Origin of the sequence: Kribbella sp. NPDC050459, assembly GCF_040655315.1 — a bacterium.
Lineage (GTDB): Bacteria > Actinomycetota > Actinomycetes > Propionibacteriales > Kribbellaceae > Kribbella.
Window position 1 is genome coordinate 379,579 of sequence record NZ_JBFAJQ010000001.1, and the last position, 22,424, is coordinate 402,002.

Genomic DNA, 22,424 nt, shown 5'->3' on the forward strand with positions numbered 1-22,424 from the left:
GGTAGTGGGCGCGCCGTCGCGGACGGATGTGCTGGTCAGGGAGTCGCCATGTTCCGTCGGCGGGACAAAGAGTCCGACCGGGTGGTCGAGGTCGGGCTGGACGAACTGCTCTGGCCCGGCGCGAGCACGGAGGAAGAGCCGGACGCCGACGCTGCCGATGAACCGGCCGGTGAGCGGGTGGCCGGTGATCAACGGATCAGTGAACGGCGGGCCGGTGAACGAGGGGCCGGTGAACGACGGGTCGGTGAACCGGCGGCCGCGCCGGTGCAGCCGGGTGCGTCGTTCGGTGTCGCGTTCTTCGGCTGGCTCGTCGCCAGTGGCACCTCGGTCCTGCTTTTGGCCCTGGTAGCTGCCGTCGGCACGGTGATCGGCTGGGACGAACTCGCCGACTGGTCGAGAGACTGGCTGTTCGTCGGCCTGTGGGCACTTCTCGTGCTGTCGTTGGCCATCGGTGCGTTCTCCGGCGGGTACGCCGCCGCGCGCATGGTGCCGTCCCAAGGCACACGGCAGGGCCTCGAGGTCTGGCTCTTCAGTTGGTGCGCGGCCGCCGTCCTGGGCGGCCTGGGCTATTTCGCGAACCGGCAGTACGACCTCGTGGCTCGCGTCGACTGGCCGTCGGTGCCCGTCGCCGAGCCCGATCGGGGGCTGGCCGCCGTGATCGCGACGGCGGCGATCCTGCTCGTCACGTTGGTGGGTGCGGTACTCGGTGGTGCCTCCGGCAACAGGAAGTAGTCAGACGTCACGGGGGCCGGCGGCGCGGCGGAGACGGTTGGCGATCGCGAGGCCGATCCCCTTCTCCTCCGGGAGCGAGGCGATGATCAGGTCGCAGCCGCGCTGGTCGAGCTCCCGGAGGAAGCCGTACAGCTCGCGCGCGTACACCGCCGGCGACTCCGGGACCGCGACGACCGCGTGCGCCTTCACCGGGGTGCCCGCCAGGGACGGCGGCAGGAAGACGCCGACCCGGTGGCCGCGGTCCTGCGCCGACTCGGCCTCGGCGACGACGTCGGCCGGCTCGACGAGGACGACCTTCGCGTTCGGCGCGTAGTGCGAGGGGTGCTGACCCGGCACCCGGATGTGGCTCGTCGCGGGCACCGCGAGCCGGAGGCCCAGCACGGCTTCCAGGTCCTCCCGGGTGACTCCGCCGGGGCGCAGGACGGTCGGCGTGTCGCCGGTGACGTCGACGATCGTGGACTCGAGGCCGACCTGGCAGGGGCCGCCGTCGAGCACGAAGTCGACGGCGTCGCCGAGCTCGGCGCGCACGTGGTCCGCCGTGGTCGGGCTGACCGAGCCGAACCGATTGGCCGACGGGGCCGCGATGCCGCCGCCGAAGGCCGCCAGCAGCGCGAGCGCCACGGGATGCGCCGGGACGCGCAGCGCGACGGTCTCCAGACCGCCGGTCGCCTCGAGCGGAACCCGGCGGCCGCGGCGCAGGACGAGCGTCAGCGGCCCGGGCCAGAAGCGTTCGGCCAGCCGGCGCGCGGTCTCCGGCACCTCTTCGACCCAGTCATCGAGTTGCTCCGCGCCGCCGATGTGGACGATCAGCGGATGCGACGGCGGGCGGCCCTTGGCCTGGAAGATCCGGGCGAGCGCCGCCGGGTCCTCGGCGTTCGCGCCTAGCCCATACACGGTCTCGGTCGGGACCGCGACCAGACCCCCGGCGCGCAGCACCTCGGCCGCCTTCTCGATCTCAGCACTTCCTGCGAACACGCCCGCAATCCTCCCACTGCCGGCCACTCCGGACTCAATCGACGCCGATTTCACCCGATGTCACGATCCGATGGCTTGCCGTGACAACGAGAGTGCTCCAATCCCACGGGGGGTCCGCTTCAGCGCCTCCGGGAGCGGCTTCGCGAGCAACGGCTACGGTGACCGGTCGCCGGGCGGCTACTCCTTGCTGGCGTGCCTGATCGTGGAGGTCGTGCTGACCGCCTTCTTCTTGTACGTGATCCTCGGCGCCACCGACGACCGGGCGCCCAAGGGCTTCGCCCCGATCGCCGGGATCAGCTACGCCGCCATCACCGGGGCGCGCGGGGCGGAGGCCGAGGTCGACGCGGGGGTGGCCAACAACCCGTGAGGAACACGGCGTCCGGCGGCCTGGGCATCGGGCCGCCGGACGCCGCGGCCGATCAGCGCAGGACGCCGGGCCTGCGGCTGTAGACCGGGATGATGTCGATCGGCACGTCGCGGGTGATCAGTCCGCTCTCGACGGGCTCGTCGGTCCAGGCGTCGTACCAGGTGCCGTCGGGCAGGTACGTCGTCCAGGTGGTGACGCCGGGCTCGAGGACAGGGCTGACCAGCAGGTCGTCACCGAGCTGGTACTGGTACGGGTGGTTCCAGATCTCCGGGTCGTCGGCGTGGTCGAAGAACAGCGGCCGGAGCAGCGGGCGGTCGGTGGCGACGGCTCGCGCGGCCTGCGCCGCCAGGTACGGGACGAGCTTCTCCCGGAGTACGGCGTACGCGCGGAAGACCGGGACGACGCGGTCGTCGCCCGTGGTCTCGGCGACGAACCACGGTGTCCGGTCGCGCAGCGGGAGCTGGTGGTGGTTGAACTCCGAGTGGTACTGCATGATCGGCAGGAACGTCGACGCGGCAGTGGCCCGCAGGTACAGCTCCGCGTCCGGCACCGGTCCGGAGAAGCCGGCCAGGTCCCAGCCCCAGTAGACGATGCCGCACGACGCCGCCGTCAGGCCCGCGGTGAGCGACGACCGGAACGCCTCCCAGGTCGAGTCCTCGTCGCCGGCCCAGAAGATGCCGTGCGCCTGCGACCCGGTGAACCCCGCGCGGGAGAACGTCACCGGCGCCTTGCCGGCCGACCGGAGCAGGTCGCCGAACGCGCGGGCGTAGTGGACCGGGAACAGGTTGTTGCCGTCGTCCCCGCGCCGCCCGTCGGCGTACCGCAGGTCGTGACCCCACGCGTGCTCGCCGCCGTCGGTCTTGAAGCCGTCGACGTCGAAGTCCTCGACCAGATACCGGCGCTTCTCGGTCCACCAGTCCCGGGTGCGCTGCACGGACAGGTCGGGCATCAGCGCCTTCGGGAACCACCAGCCGCGGTTGTGGTACGCCGTACCGTCCGCCTCCAGCACTGCGTGGCCTTCACGCACCATGGCGGCGGCGTCGGCGGCGACCTGACCGGTGTCGAACTCGCTCTTCTGCAACGGGATCTGCCACAGGATGACCTTGATGTCCCGGCGGTGCAGCTCGTCGATCATCGCCCGCGGGTCCGGCCACGCGCCGTCGGCCGGGTAGCTGAAGTCCGCGGCCTTGTGCGCGCTGCCGTCCGGTGTCACGTCGTACTGCGCGTCGCGCCAGATCGTGATGCCTTCCTCGTCGCTCCACGCCTCGATCACCACGGTCCCGACCGCGATGTCCAGGTCGCGGTGCGCGTCCATCCGGGCCATCACCAGCTCCTGGGTGTTCCATTCGTTGCCGGAGGCCCACAACCGGAAGACCCAGTCGGGCAGCTCTTCGGCCCGGCCGGCCTCGTTCAGGAACGCCGACAGCACCTCGGTCGGGTCGCCCTCGTAGAGGCCGAGGTCGACGACCGGTTCGTCGCCGAGGGCGACCTCCACGGTGAGGCCGGTGTCGTCGGACGAGAACCAGGTCCGGCGCGACGTGCGCACGTGGAAGCCCCAGCCGCCGTTGACCACGTGCGCGAACGGCATCGGCAGGTAGGTGCGCCCGTGTACGCCCTGCGCCTTGTACTGCTCGAACACGACCGCGTCCAACTGCTGCCCGCGCTGGTCCAGGTGGTCGTAGCGCTCGCCGAAACCGACCAGGTGATCGGTTGGCTGCAAAGGCAGCCTGAACCGCGCGCGATGGACGCCTTCGGCGGACACCAGCCACTCCACGGCACGGACCCGATCACCCCCACCGCGCACCTGTCCACCTTCAGCCATCCACGCAGCCGGCGCCACGTCGAACCACTCACTCGTCTCGGCGCCCGCGTGGAAGCGGTAGCGAACCGGTTCGGTGATCGGCGGGGTGACGACCGACCAGCTGTCGTCGGAGCCCAGTGACTTCGCCTGGGCCTCGCTCAGGTGGCCTTCGCCGCCCGCCAGCGCCGCCGCGTCGGCTGCAGTCGCCTGGGTCTGCGTCAGTTCGAGTGTTGTCGTGCCCCATTCGCAGACGACCGACGTGACGTCGGGGGAGGCGACGACGCCGAGGCGTACCTGTTCGCCGGCCAGCGGGACGACCGGGACGCGCTGGTCCGGGGAGCTGGCGTACGGGTGCTCGATGCCGTGCGGGCGATGGGTGATCATGTCAGGCCTTCTCGGAGAGGATGCCGAGCTCGGCGGCGAGGATCAGGTACATGCCGTGCGACCACAACAGCGGCGTGGCGACGGTGCCCCAGCGGGCGACCCACTCGTCCCGCGACCCGGGGTGCAGGAGATGGTGCGCGACCTGCTCGGGAAGGTCGCCGTCGGGTGTCGCCTGGTCGGCGATCCAGCGCAGCAGCCGCCACGCCCCGGCGGTGTCGCCGGCGACCGCGAGGTTCCAGCCGAGCAACGCGGACAGCAGGATCCATTGCCCGCCGCCGTAGAACACGTCAGCGGTGAACCGGTGGACGCCACCGTCGGCGTCGAGGTCCCGCGCGACCGCCCCGAGCGTCGCCGTACCGGCGTCACCCGACACGAGCCCGAACGGTACGACGCAGGAGGGCAGCGACCCGTCGACGGCCGCGGTCCCCAGCCACTTGGTCAGATGCCCGTCGTGCATGCCCTCGGCAACGACCAGGGACCGGATGCGCTCGGCAGCGTCCAGGACGGCGACCTGGGTGTACGGCGCGATCGCGACCAGTCCGCCGTGGATCGCGCCGAGCGTCGACACGTGCCGCTGCTCGACGTGCTCCTCCCACCAGTCGTAACAGGGCCGGTCCCAGAACGTGACCAGGTAGTCGACGGCGACGTCGATCCCGCCACGCCACCGCTCGAGGTCCAGTCCGTGCCGGGCCGCGTGCGTGACGACGGACCACAGCCACGTCCCGTAGCCGTCGGTCTGGAAGTCCCACCACGGGTCCGACCCGTCCGCGCCGTCGAACGTGAAGCGGGTCGGCAGCATCGCCGCATCCGGGGGAGTGGCACCGCGGGCCGTCGCCGCGCGTAGGTCGTCCACCTGCGCGCGACGGCTCCGCAGTACGCGATCCACCCAGTCGTGGAACCGATCGGCCGACGCGACATCGCCGTACCGCGAGATCCCTTCCGCGGTGAACGATCCGTCCCGCAACCAGGCGTAGCCCTTGTACGCCGAGAAGGTGGGCGCCGCCGGATACGCCCCACCGGCGTCCTGGTGCTTGGTGATGACTGCGTGGCTGTACTCGGCCAGCGCACGCAGTCTGGTCAGATCAACCTCCGCCACCTCCCCCGCCCCCGAGCGAAGCGAGGGGGCGGGTTCTTCTGTTCTCTTCACTTCTTCAGCAGACCGTTCACCTTGGACTGGGCGTCGGCCAGTGCCTTCTCGACCGTCTTCCGGCCGGCGGCCGCGGAGCTCAGTTCCTGGGTGACCGCGTCCTGCATCTCCTGCTGGCGCTCGACGACCGGCGGCAGGACCGGCTCCTCGAGCGCGGTGAAGACGGCCTCCCGGTTGGCCGGCTTCGGCTGGTCGAGGTACGTCTTGAGCTTGCTCTCGTCGGCGACCGGCGGCAGTTCCCAGGACGACGCGAGCCGGGTCTTCGTGGTCTCGTCCGACGAGGACAGGTAGGTGATCCACTTCTGCGCGGCGGCCGCGTTCTTCGAGGCGGCGTTCACCACCAGTCCGTTCGCGAACATTGCCGACGCCTTCTTGGTGTTACCGGGCTCGACGACGACGTCCCAGTCGAACTTCGCGCCGTCCAGTGCGGAGAACATCCAGATCCCGGTGTGCCACATCGCGAGCTTCCCGGACTTGAACAGCTTCGAGTCGAAGTCCGGCGTCCCGGCGCCGTCGGCCTCGGTCGGCATCGTCGCGCCCACCTTGCCGACCAGGAACTTGGCCGCCTCGACACCCTGCGGCGAGTTGAACGTGGCTTCGGTCCGGTCCGCGTTCAGGAACTCGCCGCCGTTCTGCGCGAGCACCTTGTAAAACTCGTTGTACGACACCGGCTGGTAGTCGCCCCAGGTCTTGGTCGCCTTGTTCGTCAGCTTGGCGGCCGCGGCCTGCTCGTCCTTCCAGGTCCAGTCGGCCGTGGGCTCGGCGACGCCGGCCTGCTTGAACAGGGTCTTGTTGTAGAACAGCACGACGTTCGAGAACGACTCCGGTACGCCGTATTGCTTGCCGCCGGAGTTGAACGCGTCGTACAGCGACTTCTTGTAGACCGACGAGTCGACGTTCTGCAGTTCGGCCAGCGAGCCGTTCGACGCGTACGTCACGAAGTTCTCGTAGTTGAGCTCGAAGGCGTCGGCCGCGGTGCCGCCGGCAACGGCGGTCTGGAGTTTGGTGAAGTAGTCGGCGTACGGCACGGTCTCGACCTGGACCGTGATGTCCGGGTTGGCGGCCTGGAAGGCGGTGACGATCGCGGTCAGGTCCTTCTCGTGACCGTCGTTCGACGAGAAGTTCATGTAGCGCACGACCGACTTGCCGGCCGGCGCGTCGGCCTGCTTGGTCGCGGATCCCTGCCCACAGGCGGTCAGCGCGAGCGCGGCGGTCAGGCTCAATGCAGAGACGGCCGCGAACTTCAGGAGGCGCATGGGGTGTTTCCTCTCACTTGATACCGGTGTGTGCGACACCGGCGATGATGTGGCGCTGCGCGAGCAGGTAGACGATGGCGATCGGCACGATCGAGACGACGGATCCCGCCATCACGACGTCCCACTGGGTGGTGAACTGGCCCTGCAACGTGGACAGGCCGAGCGGCAGGGTCATGAACTCCGGCGACCGGATCACCACCAGCGGCCAGAGGAAGCTGTTCCAGCTGCCCATGAAGGCGAACACGGCGACCGTCGCGAGTGCGGGCCGGATCAGCGGCAGCACGATCGTGGTGAAGATCCGCAGGTGCCCGGCGCCGTCGATGGTGGCCGCCTCGTCGAGTTCGGCCGGTACGGCGGTGACCGCCTGCCGGAGCAGGAACACGCCGAACGCGGACGCGATCGTGGGCGCCAGCAGGGCGAAGTACGTGTCCTGCAGGTTCAGCGTCTTCATCTCGATGAACAGCGGTACGACGAGCACCTGCAACGGGACCATCAGCGTGGCCAGGTAGCAGCCGAAGATCACCTTCTTCAACGGGAAGTTCAGGCGCGCGAACCCGTAGGCCGCCATCGAGCCGGTGATCAGTTGGAGCACGGTCGAGGCGATCGCGATCAGCAGCGAGTTCACCAGGATCCGCCAGATCGGCATCGCGTCGAGCAGCGTGCGGTACGCGTCCAGGGTCGGATTGTGGACGATCAGCTTCGGGCCCTCGGCCAACGAGCCTTCCGGGGTGATCGACGTGATCACGGTCCACAGGAACGGGAAGAGCATGATCGCCGCGCCGGCTACGACCGCGGCGTACAGCCAGAGCCTACGCATAGTGCACCCACTTCCGCTGGCCGCGGATCTGGACCACTGTGATCACCAGGATCACCGCGAACAGGATCCAGGACAGTGCGGACGCCTCACCGGCGCGTCCGTACCGGAACGTGAGGTCGTAGATGTGCCCGACCACGACCTGGCTGCTGCCGGACGGCCCGCCGCCGGTCATCACGTACACCTGGTCGAACACCTGGAAGCCGTTGATCAGCGAGATGACCACGACGAAGAACGTCGACGGGGACAGCAGCGGCAGCGTGATCCGCCAGAACCGCTGCCACCCGCTCGCGCCGTCCACCAGCGCGGCCTCGTAGACGTCGGACGGGATCGCCTGCAGTCCGGCGAGCAGGATCACCATCACGAACCCGAGGTCCTTCCAGGCCGACGACAGGATCACCGCGGGCAGCGCCCACTGCGGATCGGTCCACCAGCCCGGGCCCGGTACGCCGAAGAAGCCGAGCACCTCGTTGACGAGGCCGTTCGCCGGGTTGAGCAGCCACTTCCACACCAGCGCGACCACGACCCAGCTCGTCACCACGGGCAGGAAGTACGTCGCCCGCAGGAACGCGCGGCCCTTCAGCCGCTGGTTCAGGACGAGCGCCAGGCCGAGCCCACCGGCGTACACGAGCGGCAGGTAGCCGGCGACGTAGATCAGCGTGTGCAGGAAGACGCGGCGCGTCATCGGGTCGGTCAGCAGGTTCGAGTAGTTGTCCAGCCCGACCCACTGCATCGGGGAGATCAGGTTCCACTTGTGCAGGCTGACCCAGAGGCTCGACACCATCGGCACGAGCGTGAACGCGAGCAGCGGGATCGCGCTCGGCAGCAGGAAGAACAACACCCAGCCGAGCTTCTTCCAGCCGCCGCCACGCTTGGCCGGCGCGGGTCGGGGCGGTGTGTGCGTCTTCCGGTCCCGCCGGCGCTCGGTGAGTGTCGGCGTACTCACGACGCTCCCAGCCGTGCGCGCACCAGACGGCTCTGCTCGCCGCCGTTGTCCGCCGAGTCGAACGGCGAGGCCAGCACGAGCGAGGCCGCGCCGCGCGCCCACTGGTCCTCCGTCCACGGCTCGACGAGCACGGGCACGCCCTTGCGGGCCGGCAGCAATGATCGCCGGAACGACGGCTCGAAGCCGGGCTGCCAGAACTCCCATCCGTCCACTCCTTCACCCAGCAGGACGACGACCTCCGGGTCGACGGTGTGGATCACGCCGGCCAGTGCGCGGCCGAGGAGGTCGCCCGCCCCGGCGTACACCGCCTGCGCCGCCTCGTCCCCGGCGGTCGCCGCGCGCAACAGTCCGGCGAGGGTGCCGCGCGGGCCGAGAGCGCCGCGGCTGCGCGCCGTCCGGACGAGGCCGTCCGCGCCGATGTAGGCCTCCAGGCAGCCGGTCGAGCCGCAGGTGCACGGCGGCTGCTCGGTCGCGGAGTCCCAGACCGGGATGTGCCCGATCTCGCCGGCGCCGCCGTTCGCGCCGCGGTAGATCCCGCCGTCGACGACCATCCCGCACCCGATACCGCGCCCGATCGTGACGACCAGGTACGACGAGTGCTCGCGGCCGATGCCGTAGAGCCGCTCGGCCGCGGCGAGCGTGTTCACGTCGTTGTCCACGAGCACCGGCGTACCGACCGCCTGCCGCAGGATCGGCCCGACCTGCGCGGCCCGCCAGCCGAGCGTCGGCGCGTCGACGATCCCGGACGCCTGCGAGTCGACGGAGCCGGGGACACCGACGCCGACGCCGAACAGCTGGTCGTCGAGGCAGGCGACCTCGTGGGTCAGGATCCGGCCGAGCCGGTCCAGGGCGTCGGCGGCGCCCGGGTCGAAGTCGTGCGATCCGGACGACCGCACGCTTCCGTCGAGCTCGACCGTGACCACGGCGACGTGGTCGGCGGTGACCTTCGCGCCGAGCGCGACCCCGGTCCGGCTGACCAGCCCTAGAAGGCGGGCGGGTCGGCCGCCGTTGGACGGCACCGACTCGAGCTCCTCGACGACGCCGCGGGCGATCAGGTCCTTGGTCACCTGGGTGACGGTGGCCGGGCTGAGCCCCAGGTTGCGCGCGATCGCGGTCCGCGACGTGGGGCCGCGGGTGCCGAGCATCGCCACGATGCCGGACGGCACCAGGTCGCCGCGGGGACTCTGACCGGTCACTCTCGCCTACTTCCTTCGGTACTAAATTCGGGACTAAATTTAGTCAGAAACTAAGCAGGACTGCTCAGAACTGTCAAGGGCTCGAGGCCTTGACCGCCCGTGATCGTGGGGGATACGTTCCGGGGCACTTGCTTCGGTGACCTTAGGAAGTGGTGTCAATGCAGCCGGTGCGCGTGGGAAGCAAGGAGTTGATCCGCGAGATCAACTCCTCGCTCGTGCTCGCCGAGCTGCGGGCCGGCCTGGTCTCGCGCACCGACCTGGCCCGGCGCACCGGCCTCAGCCTGCCGACCGTGTCCGAGATCGTCGCGGACCTGATCGCCCGGGGCGTCGTCGAGGAACGCGAGACGGCGGTCTCCGGCGGCGGGCGCAAGCCGGTGCTGCTCGCGCTGAAGGCGGATGCCGGGTTCGTGATCGGGATCAAGGTCACCGAGACCCAGGTGATCGCGGTCCGCACCGACCTGAACGCCGGCATCGTCGACCGGGCCGTCGCCGCGGTCCCGGCCGACGACGTGCGCACCGTCGTCCGGGTCATCGCCCAGGTGGTGCGCAAGCTGCGCCCGAAGGACGGCCCGCTGTACGGCGTCGGCGTCGGGCTGGCCGGTGTGATCGACCGGGCCAGCGGCGTGGTGCGCCATGCGACGTACGCGGACTGGCGGGACGTGGATCTCGCCGGTCTGCTGGAGAAGCGGCTCGGGCTGCCGGTGGTGGTGGACAACGACGTCAACACCCTGGTCGCGAACGAGCAGTGGTTCGGCGCGGGTCGCGGAGTGGCCGACCTGGCCGTGGTCAGCATCGGCCGTGGTATCGGGCTCGGCATGGTGCTGGACGGCCGGCTCTACCGGGGCGCCGCCGGCGGCGCGGGGGAGTTCGGTCACCTGAAAGTTGCCGACGGCCCCGACTGTGCCTGTGGCGGCCGCGGCTGTCTGGAGGCGGTGATCGGCGGGCCCGCGATCCTGAGTCGTACCGGCCGGGCGACGCTCGAGGACGCCGCCGCCGTCGCGCGCAGCGGCGACCCGGCCGCGCGGGCGGTGTTCGACGAGGTCGGCCGGATCCTGGGGACGGCCGTCGGCAATCTGGTCAATCTGCTGAATCCGAAGCTGATCGTCCTCGCCGGCGAGGGCACCCGGGCCGGTGAGCTGATCCTGCCCGGCTTCGACGACGCCTTGCGCACGGCCGTGTTCGACGGACTCCAGCGGGAGCTGGAGATCGTCGTCGACGACTGGGACGACGAGGCCTGGGCCCGCGGTGCCGCGGGCCTGTTCCTGGGCGAGCTCTTCCAGCCGAACCTGCGACCGGACGAGGCCGGCCGCCCTTCCCTGACCACCCGCTCCGCGGGTTAGGCCCTGTCAACTCACCACCTTCGACGAAGTGGGGCAGTCGATGAGTCATGCCGTCATGTCCAAGTACAGATGGATCGCCGGGCTCCTGGTGCTCGCGGCGGTGCTCTTCCAATTCACGCCCGCCCCCGCCTGGGCGGGGACGCTGACCGGCGTCTTCCATGCGCCGTACGGCGCCGATGAGCTCTACAACAGTCAACCGACCGAGCGCACACCCCGCGACCCGATGGCGGGCCAGGCCGTCGAGATCAAGGCGACCACGTGGCCGATCTCGACCGGCCAGACCGTCTGGGTGACGTGGACGAAGAACGGCGTGAACCAGACGCCGATCGGCGCGGCATTCGACTACAACAGTGGGAACAACACCTACTGGAAGCTCAACCTCGGGACCTTCAACCGCGGCGACCAGATCACCTACACGGTGAACGCCGACGTCGACGGAGCCAACCAGAAGACGAGTGGTCCGTTCTCGTTCGCGGTCACGTCGTTCAGCGGCGCCGGCAACGTCACCGGGTTCGTGAACAACGGGACCAGCGTGGACGTGACGACCACGGACACGGCCGGCAGCTTCACGCCCAAGATCCGTTTCGCGTTTCCCGCCGTCGACCGGTTCCACGTCCAGGTGGCTCCCAAGGGCACGGGCCTGAACATTTCCGGCAGTACGTCGTACACCGTGACCGACAACGCGTCGACACTGCAGCTGGCCACGACGAACGTGGTGGTCAAGATCCAGAAGACGCCGTACCGCGTCGCCGTCTACAAGGGGGACGGCACGACGCTGATCGCGCGGCAGTACGACCCGGCGACGTTCCGCAACACGGGCTGGGCGAGCGACGGCGGCAACAGCGTCACCAAGGTCGAGGACCACTGGCTGACCCCGGCGGGAGAGCGGTTCGAAGGCCTCGGCGAGCGGTACGACGCCCTCGACCAGCGCGGCAAGGACGTCCACAACTACGTCTACAACCAGTACCAGGACCAGGGCCTGACGCACCGGACGTACCTGAGCGTGCCGTTCTTCACGAACTCGGCGGGCTACGGCATCTACGTGCCGAGCACGCGGTACTCGATCTTCAACCTGGGCACGTATCTGAGCGACATGGCCGGCTTCACGATCGACACCGGCGGCGCGGCGAACTCGACCGCGGACTACTACTTCTTCACCGGCACCCGGGCGCAGATCCTCGATCAGTACACCGCGACCACGGCCCGGCCGAAGCTGCCGCCGAAGTGGGCGTTCGGTCTGTGGGGTTCCGCGAACGAGTGGAACACGCAGGCGGAAGTGAGCGCCGAGCTGGCGAACATGACGTCGAACAGCATCCCGCACACCGCGATGGTGCTCGAGCAGTGGAGTGACGAGGCGACCTTCTACCTGTGGCACGGGGCGACGTACACCCCGAAGCCCGGCAGTCAGGCGCTGACCTACTCCGACCTGACGTTCCCGGCCGGTGGCGAGTGGACCGACCCGAAGGCGATGGTCACCGCGGCGCACAACCAGGGCGTCAAGATGGTGCTCTGGCAGATCCCGGTGCTCAAGCAGGACTTCGACACGAACCCGTCCACGCCGCCGCAACAGCACGTCAACGACCGCGACTACGCGGTGTCCCAGGGCTACGTGCTCGGGGACGGCGCCGGCGGGCCGTACCGGATCCCGGCCGGGCAGTGGTTCGGCAACAGCACGGTGCCGGACTTCACGAGCACCGCCGCGAGCAACTGGTGGATGAGCAAGCGCGCCTACCTGTTCGACGACATCGGCATCGACGGGCTGAAGACCGACGGCAGCGAGGCCGTGTTCGGACGGAACGTGACGAGCGCGAGCGGCCGCAAGGGCGACGAGCTGCACAACGCCTATCCGAACGAGTACACGCGGGCCTACAAGGATCTGGTCGAGTCGAAGACCGGCAGCCAGGGCACGCTGTTCAGCCGCGGCGGTACGGCGGGCGCGCAGGCGAACTCGATCTTCTGGGCAGGCGACCAGGCGTCGACGTTCGACGCGTTCCAGCAGGCTGTGCGGGCCGGTCAGAGCGCTGGACAGTCCGGTGTCCCGTTCTGGTCCTGGGACCTGGCCGGATTCACCGGGTCGTTCCCGAGCAGCGAGCTGTACCTGCGGTCGGCGGCGCAGGCGACGTTCGCGCCGATCATGCAGTACCACTCGGAGAAGTCGAACCCGAGCCCGTCGGAGGCGCGGACGCCGTGGAACGTGCAGGCGCGCACCGGTGACACCAGCGTGGTCCCGAAGTTCCGGAAGTTCGCCAACACCCGGATGAACCTGATCCCGTACCTGTACACCGAGGCGAAGAACTCCTCGACGACGGGGCTGCCGATGATGCAGGCGATGAGTGTGGCGTTCCCGACCGACACCACGGCCGCCGCGCAGGACCAGCAGTACATGTTCGGGCGGCAGTTGCTGGTGGCACCGATCACGACGCAGGGTGCGACCAGCAAGAGCGTGTATCTGCCGGCGGGGGAGTGGTACGACTTCTGGAACGGTGGCCGGGCGCAGGGCGCCGGGACGAAGGTGTACAACGCGGACACCGGCACGATCCCGGTGTACGCCAAGGCCGGGGCGATCGTCCCGCTGAACCTGAACGCGAACTACGAGCTCGGCGGCACGATCGGCAACAGCGTCGACACCTACACGAACCTCGCGTTCCGGGTGTATCCGTCCGGGACGACGAGCTACGGGTACTTCGAGGACTCGGCGAACCAGACCCGGACGATCACGTCCACGGAGAACTTCGCGGGTCACCAGGTCACCGTCAGCGTGCCGCCGCTGAGCACGAAGAGCACGCTGCAGGTGGCCTCGTCGAAGCCGACGAGCGTGACGAAGGACGGGGCCGCGATGACCGCCCACGCGACGCCGGCCGCGCTGCAGGCGGCGAGTGAGGGCTGGTACTGGGATCCGGTGCAGCAGTTGACGCTGGTCAAGACGACGTCGAGCGCGGCGGCCCGGTCCGTGGTGCTGAACGGTGTCGACAAGGCGGCGTACGAGGCGGAGTTCGGCACGAACACCGGTACGACGACCAACACCGACCACGCCGGCTACACCGGGACCGGGTTCGTGGATGGTTTCGAGACCGCGGGCGACGCGGTCTCGGTGGACACCCAGGCCGACGTGACCGGATCACACGTCCTGAAGTTCCGCTACTCCAACGGCGCCGCCACCACGGCGACCCGCACCATCCAGGTCGACGGTGTCACCGTAGGCACCCTCAACCTACCGACCACCGGCAACTGGGACACCTGGTCCACCGCAACCCTCACCACCACCCTCACCACCGGCAAACATGCGGTGAAAGCCCTCTACAGCACCGGCGGCATCAACCTCGACAACATCACGGTGGCACGCCCATGAAACGCATCGCAGCCTTCATCCTCCTCCTCCCACTGCTTGTCGTCCTGCCTGCTCAGACAGCTCAGGCTGCTGTGCAGCGGGTGCAGTTCACTGCGGGCGGCAACTACTTGGTGGTGGAGTTTCTGGACGACGACCTTGTGCACTTCGAGATGGGCGTCGGTAGCGGGCCCGGGACCGGTTCACCGGTGTTCACGACCACTCAGATCGCGAAGACGAACTATCCCGGGCCGACCAGTCTTACGCAGGCGGGCGGGGTGCTGACCACTCCGGGGATCAAGGTCGACGTCAACCAGACCACCTTGTGTGCCACGGTGTACGACACCACGCGGACACCGCAGCTGCTACTCAACACGACCTGTCCGCGCAACCTGAGTCAGGCGTGGAAAGGGCTGAGCTTCACCAAGTCCTCGATGCAGAACGCGTACGGCCTGGGCGAGCAGTTCTTCGTGGGCGGCAGTGCCGACGGCGACTGGGTCGGTCGGCAACGCACGCCAGGCGGGAACTACGGCAACGCGATGGTCTACGACACCGACAACGGCCCGGTCGGCAACGCGCAGATCCCGGTGCTGTTCGCGGTCGGTGCGAACAACGCGAACTACGGCCTGTTCGTCGACCAGGTCTACAAGCAGCAGTGGGACCTGACCGGCGACCCGTGGACGATGGACACCTGGGGCGACCAGCTCCGGTGGTACGTGATGTCCGGGCCGGACCTGCCCGATCTGCGCAAGGACTACCTCGAGCTGACCGGCCGCCCGCCGGTGCCGCCGAAGAAGGCGTTCGGGCTGTGGATGTCGGAGTACGGCTACGACAACTGGAACGAGATCGACACCACGCTCGCCGGACTCCGCGCGAACAAGTTCCCCACCGACGGCGTGATGCTCGACGTGAACTGGTTCGGCGGTGTCACGGCCGGCTCGGACAACACCCGGATGGGCACGCTCGAGTGGGATCCGGTCAACTTCCCGAACGCGGCGACCAAGCTCGCGGCGTACCAGAACACCAACGGCGTCGGCGTGATGACGATCGAGGAGTCGTACGTCGGGAAGAACCTGCCGGAGCACTCCTCACTGGCGAGCGCGGGCTACCTGATCCGCGCAGGATGCTCGACCTGCAGTCCGGCGTACCTGACCGGCAACGACTGGTGGGGCCGCGGCGGCATGATCGACTGGACCCAGCCGGCCGCGAGCACCTACTGGCACAACACGCAGCGCCAGCCGCTCGTCAACGACGGTGTGGTCGGCCACTGGCTCGACCTCGGTGAGCCGGAGATGTACGACGCCAACGACTGGACCGCCGGCCTGCTCGCCGGCAAGCACGCTCACGCCGACTACCACAACCTCTACAACCTGGAATGGGCTCGCGGCATCGCCAAGGGGTACGCCGACAACGGGAACCAGCAACGCCCGTTCATGCTGGCCCGCTCGGCCGCCGGCGGGATGCAACGGACCGGCGCCGCGATGTGGTCGGGCGACATCGGCTCGAAGCTGACCGCGCTCGCGTCCCAGCAGAACGTCCAGATGCAGATGTCGATGTCGGGGATCGACTACTTCGGCTCCGACATCGGCGGGTTCCGCCGGGAGATGCTCAACTCCGACCTGAACGAGCTCTACACCCAGTGGTTCGCGAACTCGGCGTGGTTCGACGTACCGATCCGCCCGCACACCGAGAACCTCTGCAACTGCGCCGAGACCTCACCGGACTCGATCGGCGACGTGCCGAGCAACCTGGCGAACCTGCGGCAGCGGTACGAGCTCACGCCGTACTACTACTCGCTCGCGCACAAGGCCTACACGACCGGCGACCCGCTGATGCCGCCGCTGGTCTACCAGTACCAGAACGACCCGAACGTGCGGGAGATCGGCCACGAGAAGCTGATCGGAAAGGACCTGCTCGTCGGGGTCGTTGCCGGCGCCAACCAACGGCAGCGCGACGTCTACCTGCCGGCCGGCACCTGGTACGACTACTACACCAACAGCAAGACCGTCAGCACCGGTCAGACACTCACGAACGTCCCGCTCTGGCGGAACGGGAAGTTCCAGCTCCCGGCGTACGCGCGGGCGGGCGCGATCATCCCGAAGATGACCGTCGACGACCAGACGATGAACGTCCTGGGCAAACGCGCCGACGGGACCACGCGCAACGAGCTGGTCGCGCGGGTCTATGCGGACAGTACGGCGTCGTCGTTCACGCTGGCCGAGGACGACGGGACGACGGTCGGGTACCAGGCCGGATCCAAGCGGACGACCGACCTGACCCAGCAGCTCTCGGGCAGCACGGCGACCGTCGGGATCGCGGCGTCCTCCGGCACCTATACCGGAGCGCCGTCCGCCCGGTCGAACGTCGTCGAACTGGTCGCCGACACCCAGGCGTCCGCGGTGACGCTGAACGGCAGCGCCCTGACGCAGTACGCGAACAAGGCGGCGTTCGACGCCGCGACCAGCGGCTGGTACAACGCCGGCGGCAACCTGGTCGTCGCCAAGTCGGCGTCGCTCTCCGTCGGTTCGGCGAAGACCTTCGCCTTCACGCTCGGACAGGCGGTCGTCTCGAAGACGTTCAGCTGCGCGAACGGTACGACGACGTCCGGCCAGTCGGTGTACGTCGTCGGCAGCGCGCCGCAGCTCGGCGCCTGGTCGGTGGCGAGTGCGGTGAAGCTGTCGCCGACCGCCTACCCGACCTGGACCGGCACGATCAGCAACCTCCCGCCGAGCACCACCGTCGAGTGGAAGTGCATCAAACGCCAGGAGGCGAACTATCCGGCGACGGCCGACCAGTGGGGTCCGGATCCGAACATCTCGTTCACCACACCGGCCACCGGCAGCGGCGGTACGACGAACGGAGGCTTCTGACCTACTTCGTCACCAGTGAACGGAGGAGGAACCCGACGTTGGCGGGCCGTTCCGCGAGCCGGCGCATGAAGTAGCCGTACCAGTCGTCGCCGTACGGGACGTAGATCCGCATCCGCGAGCCCTGGGAGCGCAACTGCTCCTGGGTGCTCGTCCGGATGCCGTAGAGCATCTGGAACTCGAAGTCGTCCGATCCCTTGCCGTGCTGGTCCGCCAGGCGCTGGGCGGCGGCGATCATCCGCGGGTCGTGGCTGGCGACCATCGGGTAGCCGAGCCCGCCCATCAGGATGCCGAGGCAGCGTTCGTACGCGGCGTCGACATCGCTCTTCGCGGCGTGGGCGACGGACTTCGGCTCGGCGTACGCGCCCTTGACCAGCCGGATCCGCGACCCCGCTCCGGCCAGGTCGCGGCAGTCGGCCTCGGTGCGGTACAGCATGGCCTGCAGCGCGACACCGACCCACGGGTGGTCCTTGCGGAGGTCGCCGAGGATGCCGAGGGTCGAGTCGACCGTGGTGTGGTCCTCCATGTCGAGGGTGACCGTCATACCGGCGCCGGCCGCGGCCGCGCAGATCGCGTGGGCGTTGTCGGCGGCCAGTTCCTCGCCGCCGCCGGGCAGCGCCTGGCCCATCGCCGACAGCTTGAGCGACGCCTCGGAACCGGCCGCGAGACCGTGATCCGCGAGCAGCGCGATGAGCTGGAGGTAACCGTCGCGGGCAGCCTCGGCCTGCGCACGGTCGACGGTGTCCTCACCCAGGCGGTCGAGGGTGACGGCGAAACCGCCCGTGGTCAGCCGGCGGGTGGCCTCGACGGCCGCGTCGGCGTCGTCGCCGGCGATGAAGCGGGTCACGACCCGGCGGGTGACACGGGACTTGGTGACCACCGCCCGGACGCGGCGGCTCCGGGAGGCGGCGAGCAGAGCGGTACCGAGCATGGGTGGCTCCTTCGAGGTCGGATGGCGGCACTGTAAGGAGCCCGGCCCGCCCGAAGCCTCATCCAGTTGGCAGGAAGCTGGAGCGAATCTTCATACAGCTGTCTAAACTGTGTCTAAGCTACTGTCATGGACCTCGACGAGCTGGTCGGTGCGATCTCGGACGTGTTCGGGACCCCGGCGGTCCTCGAAGACCGCGACTTCAACCTGGTCGCGTACAACACGCAGCCCAACGAGATCGACGCGGTCCGGGCCGGTTCGATCCTGCGGCGCCGGTCGACCGCCGAGGTCCGGAGCTGGTTCGAGCAGTTCGGTATCGCCGGAGCGACCGGCCCGGTCCGGACGCCGGCCGAGCCGAGCCTCGGAATCCTGCCCCGGCTGTGCCTGCCGGTGCGGTGGAACGGTGTGACCTACGGGTACTTCTGGCTCCTCGACCCCGAGGCCGGACTCGGTACGGCGCAGCAGCTCGAGGCGGCTGCGGCGGTCGCGCGGGAAGCGGGTGCCGTGCTCGCTCAGCGGGCCCGTGGCGGTCGCGACGCTTCGTTGCTGCTGACGAACCTACTGGCGCCCGACGACGAGGTGTCGCGGCGGGCAGCGGACGAGCTCGACGGCCGCGGGCTGATTCGGCGTACGGCGACGGTCGTGGTCGTGCACGCGGAGCAGCCGCCGGGCGAACCGCGGGAGGTGATCCCGTTGAATCTCTGGTCGCTACCGCGGCACGTGATCGCGCTGTCCGGCGAGGGATTCACGACGTTGCTGCTCGACCTCGGCGTCGACCGGTCGTCGCGGATCGACCAGGCGATCGACCGGCTCCGGCAGCTGCATGCCCAGCGGCTGGGAGAGCAGGCCGCGAGCCGCTTGCTGGTAGGTGTGGGGGATCCGCAGCGCGGGCCGGCCCAGGTGCGGACCAGCCATGAACAGGCACGCCGTGCCGTGCAGGTCCTGGCCGCGGTTCCGGGGTCAGGTGTGGTGGCGCGCTGGTCGGAGCTCGGTGTGCGGCGGCTGGTTTCGTGCGGTCCGCATGCCGCGCTGGTGGACGCCGTACTGGATCCGCGGGCGCGACGGCTGATCGCGGAGGGCGGCGAGCTGGTGCGTACGGCTCAGGTGTTTCTCGACAAGGCCGGGAACGTGCAGGAGTTGGCTGCTGAGCTGGCGATCCACCGTCAGACGGCGTACTACCGGTTGCGGCGGATCGAAGCCGTGACCGGCTTCGACCTGCGGCGTGGAGAAGATCGGCTGGTCCTGCATCTTGCCCTCACGATGGCGCCCCTGCTCGCGGAGGGGCCGTCGACTCGCGAAAGATGAGGTGGTTGATGGTCCGGGTGGTGGGCTCCGGGATCGGCTCGCCGCGGATCTCGGCGACCAACCGGTGCACCGCCGCGCGGCCCTGCGCCTCGCGATCGACGGCCACGGTCGACAGCGACGGGGTGGCGAACCGGCCGATCTCCTCGTCGTCCCACCCGAAGACGCTGAGGTCGCCGGGCACGCTCCAGCCGCGCGAGAGGGCGCCGCGGATCACGCCCATCGCGACGACGTCGTTGGCAGCCACGACGGCGGTCACGCCGCAGTCGTCCGGCAGGCTGGTGATCGCGTCGAAGCCGGACTGTGCCGACCAGTCGCCGTCGACCGCGCCGACCGAGCGCAGCCCGAGCTCTTCGATCGTCTCCAGGTAGACGCTCTTGCGGTTGCGGGCCGAGGCGAAGTTCTGGGCGCCGGCGACGTGCAGGAAGGTCCGGTGCCCGAGCGAGACCAGGTACTCGACGATGTCGCGGATCTCGGTGGCGTCGGCGAGCTCGGCCAGCCCGTGCAGCTTGTCGTCGTACGAGCCGCTGACCACGATCGGCACCCGGTTCGACTTCTTGCCCTTGAGGCTGATCGGGGACAGGGCCAGGATGCCCTCGACCTGGCCGGAGCGCGCCAGCTCGTCGATGCGCGCCGACCGTTCCTGTGATCCGCCCTCGACGCTGACGATCTCGACCTGGTACCCCGCCTCGTGCGCCGTCCGCGAGGCCGCGGCGAGCAGCCGGCCCGGGAAGTGGGCGCCTGACGCGAGCACGATCGCGAGCCGGTTGGTGTGCCGGGTCCGCATCGACCGGGCGACCAGGTTGGGGCGGTAGTCGAGGGCCTTGACCGCGTACTCGACCTTGATCCTGGTCTTCGGCTTCAGGCTGTCCTTGTCCTGGAGGTACCGCGACACCGTCGTGTGCGACACCCCGGCCAGGCTGGCCACCTGGTGGATGGTCGCCGGCCGTTTGGACGCCGCGTCCGCCACGTTCCCCTCCTCGTGCCAGGCCGTCTCAGGCCGGGCAGCTTATCACCAGCGCTCGTCCGAATAGCGCGGCGAGGCCTTGACACCAAAAGTGCGCTGCGGTTAGCTACCGGCTCAGAAGTGGATCGATCACTTTTTTTATCCGAGTATCGAAGGAGTGCCTGTGGCCGAAGCTGACACTGCTTCTCGGGTGCGTGATCCAGTGCGCGTGGACGCGGATTCCGGGGTTCGCAGCCAGGAGCGCAAGCGATCCCTGCTGTCCCGGCTGAGACGCGACTATCCCGTGCTTTTGCTGGCGATTCCGGGCCTGCTCGTCCTGCTGGCGTTCCAGTACTACCCGCTCTGGGGCAACGTCATCGCCTTCCAGGACTATCAACCCTTTTTGGGAACGGCGAAGAGTCTGTGGTCCGGGTTCGAGAATTTCTCCGTCATTTTCAATGGTGATCCGGAATTCCTCAATGCGGTCCGGAACACCTTGATTCTGACCGCTATCCAGACCGTGATCGTCTTTCCGGCGCCGATCGTCGTGGCGCTCGTCCTGCACAGCCTGCTGTCGAACAAACTCCGGCAGCTCGTGCAGACGATCATCTACCTGCCGCACTTCATGTCCTGGGTGATCGTGGTCGCGGTGTTCCAGCAGGTGCTGGGCGGGACCGGGATGATCAACAACTGGCTGCGCGGCCACGGGTACGACCCGATCCACGTGATCGGGAACGTCGAGGCGTTCCGGGCGCTGCTGACCTCGCAGGTGCTGTGGAAGGACACCGGCTGGGCGACGATCCTGTTCCTCGCCGTGCTGTCCCAGATCGACCGCGCGCTCTACGAGGCCTCGGCGGTGGACGGCGCCGGACGCTGGCGACAGACCTGGCACGTCACGCTGCCCGGGCTGAAGCCGATCATCATCCTGCTGCTGATCCTCAAACTCGGCGACTCGCTGACGGTCGGTTTCGAGCAGATCGTCCTGCAGCAGCAGGCCGTCGGCGTCGATGCCAGTGAAGTGCTCGACACCTACGTCTACAACAACGGCATTCTCGGCGGGAACTGGGGAGTGGCGGCCGCGGTCGGCCTGGTGAAGAGCGCCGTCGCCCTCGCTCTGGTGCTGTCCGCCAACAAGATCGCCCACCGCTTCGGCGAGGAAGGGGTCTACCGCGGATGAAGGCCAAACCAGCTCCGACGATGGTCGGCGGGATGCCGATGCCAGGGGTGGCCGAGCGCATCGTCAAGGCGGTCTTCCTCACGGTCATCTGCGGGGTCGTCGTGTTCCCGTTCATCGGCGTGATCTCGACCAGCCTCGCGCCCGCCGAGGAGGTGACCAAGGCCGGCGGATTCGTGCTGTTCCCGACGCACGGGCTGGACTTCACGGCGTACCGCTCGATCCTGTCGGGCGGGACGGTGACCCAGGCGCTGCTGATCAGCGGCTTCGTGACGGCGGTCGGCACGGCGCTCGCGCTGGTGCTGACCTGCACCCTCGGATGGGCGCTGAGCCGCCGCGGCACCATCGGCAACAGGCCGCTGCTGCTGCTCGTGCTGATCAGCCTGCTGTTCAACCCGGGGCTGATCCCGTCCTACCTCGTCGTCCAGCAGTTCGGGCTGCTCGACAGCCTGTGGGCGGTGATCGTGCCGGTCAGCGTCAGTGCCTTCAACGTCATCGTCGTCCGGGCGTTCTTCGTCGGGCTGCCCGCCGAGATCATCGACGCGGCCCGGATCGACGGCGCCTCCGAATGGAAACTGTTCCGGCACATCGGCCTGCCGTTGTCCAAGGCGGTCGTCGCCGTCGTCGGCCTGTTCTACGGCGTCGGCTACTGGAACAGCTTCTTCAACGCGTTGCTCTACCTCAACGACAGCAGCAAGTGGCCGCTGCAGCTGGTGCTGCGGACGTACGTCGTGAACGGCGTCGAGCTCGGCGGTCAGGACCTCGGGCTGGCGGGCGAGGCGGTTCCGCCGCAGACCTCGATCCAGATGGCGATCCTGATGATCTCGATCGTCCCGGTCCTCTGCGTCTATCCGTTCATCCAGCGGCACTTCGCCAAGGGCGTCCTCACCGGCGCCGTCAAGGGCTGATCCACAAGACCTGGAA

General features: G+C 68.9%; 17 protein-coding genes. 8 read left to right on the forward strand and 9 right to left on the reverse strand.

Going from position 1 to position 22,424, the window contains the following annotated elements:
• The first annotated feature begins 48 nt into the window (after positions 1-48).
• Positions 49-732 (forward strand): hypothetical protein, encoded by a 684-nt coding sequence (locus tag AB0I12_RS01835; protein ID WP_359923133.1) that lies wholly within the window; start codon positions 49-51, stop codon positions 730-732.
• On the opposite strand, the gene AB0I12_RS01840 is transcribed toward AB0I12_RS01835, so the two are convergent.
• Positions 733-1,707, reverse strand: coding sequence for an L-threonylcarbamoyladenylate synthase (locus tag AB0I12_RS01840; protein ID WP_359923135.1), 975 nt, complete (start codon positions 1,705-1,707; stop codon positions 733-735). It lies immediately after the preceding gene.
• 202 nt (positions 1,708-1,909) lie between these two features.
• Between AB0I12_RS01840 and AB0I12_RS01845 the strand changes: the two genes are divergently transcribed.
• Entirely contained in the window at positions 1,910-2,074 is a 165-nt protein-coding gene (locus tag AB0I12_RS01845) for a hypothetical protein (protein WP_359923137.1), read from the forward strand.
• Positions 2,075-2,126: 52 nt separating this feature from the next.
• Here AB0I12_RS01845 and AB0I12_RS01850 read toward each other — a convergent pair whose 3' ends face one another.
• From AB0I12_RS01850 to AB0I12_RS01875, 6 genes are read right to left on the reverse strand one after another with little or no spacing between them, the layout of a single operon-like run.
• The gene (locus tag AB0I12_RS01850) at positions 2,127-4,259 is read right to left on the reverse strand and encodes a TIM-barrel domain-containing protein (protein WP_359923139.1); all 2,133 of its coding nucleotides are present in this window, start codon (positions 4,257-4,259) and stop codon (positions 2,127-2,129) included.
• Between the two features lies 1 nt (position 4,260).
• A complete protein-coding gene (locus AB0I12_RS01855) occupies positions 4,261-5,355 on the reverse strand; it encodes a glycoside hydrolase family 15 protein (protein ID WP_359923142.1) in 1,095 nt (364 codons plus the stop codon).
• 47 nt (positions 5,356-5,402) lie between these two features.
• Positions 5,403-6,662, reverse strand: a complete 1,260-nt coding sequence (locus AB0I12_RS01860; protein WP_359923144.1) for a sugar ABC transporter substrate-binding protein — start codon at positions 6,660-6,662, stop codon at positions 5,403-5,405.
• A gap of 13 nt (positions 6,663-6,675) precedes the next feature.
• Entirely contained in the window at positions 6,676-7,479 is an 804-nt protein-coding gene (locus AB0I12_RS01865; RefSeq protein ID WP_359923147.1) for a carbohydrate ABC transporter permease, read from the reverse strand.
• Positions 7,472-8,422: a sugar ABC transporter permease gene (locus AB0I12_RS01870; RefSeq protein ID WP_359923150.1), complete on the reverse strand. Its 951-nt coding sequence runs from the start codon at positions 8,420-8,422 to the stop codon at positions 7,472-7,474. The genes AB0I12_RS01865 and AB0I12_RS01870 overlap by 8 nt, the downstream gene beginning before the upstream one ends.
• Positions 8,419-9,618 carry an ROK family protein gene (locus tag AB0I12_RS01875; RefSeq protein WP_359923153.1) on the reverse strand — a complete coding sequence of 400 codons (1,200 nt, stop codon included), beginning with the start codon at positions 9,616-9,618 and terminating at the stop codon, positions 8,419-8,421. The genes AB0I12_RS01870 and AB0I12_RS01875 overlap by 4 nt, the downstream gene beginning before the upstream one ends.
• 158 nt (positions 9,619-9,776) lie before the next feature.
• Between AB0I12_RS01875 and AB0I12_RS01880 the strand changes: the two genes are divergently transcribed.
• Genes AB0I12_RS01880 through AB0I12_RS01890 form a run of 3 tightly spaced genes read left to right on the forward strand, consistent with a single transcriptional unit; the run spans position 9,777 to position 17,153 of the window.
• Positions 9,777-10,958, forward strand: coding sequence for an ROK family transcriptional regulator (locus tag AB0I12_RS01880; RefSeq protein ID WP_359923156.1), 1,182 nt, complete (start codon positions 9,777-9,779; stop codon positions 10,956-10,958).
• A 55-nt stretch (positions 10,959-11,013) separates the two neighbouring features.
• Positions 11,014-14,307 carry a TIM-barrel domain-containing protein gene (locus tag AB0I12_RS01885; protein ID WP_359923158.1) on the forward strand — a complete coding sequence of 1,098 codons (3,294 nt, stop codon included), beginning with the start codon at positions 11,014-11,016 and terminating at the stop codon, positions 14,305-14,307.
• Complete coding sequence (locus tag AB0I12_RS01890; protein WP_359923161.1) at positions 14,304-17,153, forward strand: TIM-barrel domain-containing protein; 2,850 nt, start codon at positions 14,304-14,306, stop codon at positions 17,151-17,153. The genes AB0I12_RS01885 and AB0I12_RS01890 overlap by 4 nt, the downstream gene beginning before the upstream one ends.
• A gap of 1 nt (position 17,154) precedes the next feature.
• On the opposite strand, the gene AB0I12_RS01895 is transcribed toward AB0I12_RS01890, so the two are convergent.
• Positions 17,155-18,081, reverse strand: a complete 927-nt coding sequence (locus tag AB0I12_RS01895) for a proline dehydrogenase family protein (RefSeq protein ID WP_359923164.1) — start codon at positions 18,079-18,081, stop codon at positions 17,155-17,157.
• A gap of 126 nt (positions 18,082-18,207) precedes the next feature.
• On the opposite strand from AB0I12_RS01895, the gene AB0I12_RS01900 reads away from it, so the two are divergent.
• Positions 18,208-19,383, forward strand: coding sequence for a helix-turn-helix domain-containing protein (locus tag AB0I12_RS01900; protein WP_359923166.1), 1,176 nt, complete (start codon positions 18,208-18,210; stop codon positions 19,381-19,383).
• Here AB0I12_RS01900 and AB0I12_RS01905 read toward each other — a convergent pair.
• Positions 19,334-20,350, reverse strand: coding sequence for a LacI family DNA-binding transcriptional regulator (locus AB0I12_RS01905; protein WP_359923169.1), 1,017 nt, complete (start codon positions 20,348-20,350; stop codon positions 19,334-19,336). The genes AB0I12_RS01900 and AB0I12_RS01905 overlap by 50 nt on opposite strands.
• Before the next feature lie 187 nt (positions 20,351-20,537).
• On the opposite strand from AB0I12_RS01905, the gene AB0I12_RS01910 reads away from it, so the two are divergent.
• Positions 20,538-21,503 (forward strand): ABC transporter permease subunit, encoded by a 966-nt coding sequence (locus tag AB0I12_RS01910; RefSeq protein ID WP_359923172.1) that lies wholly within the window; start codon positions 20,538-20,540, stop codon positions 21,501-21,503.
• Positions 21,500-22,408, forward strand: a complete 909-nt coding sequence (locus AB0I12_RS01915; RefSeq protein ID WP_359923174.1) for a carbohydrate ABC transporter permease — start codon at positions 21,500-21,502, stop codon at positions 22,406-22,408. Before AB0I12_RS01910 ends, AB0I12_RS01915 begins: the two co-directional genes overlap by 4 nt.
• Positions 22,409-22,424 lie beyond the last annotated feature (16 nt).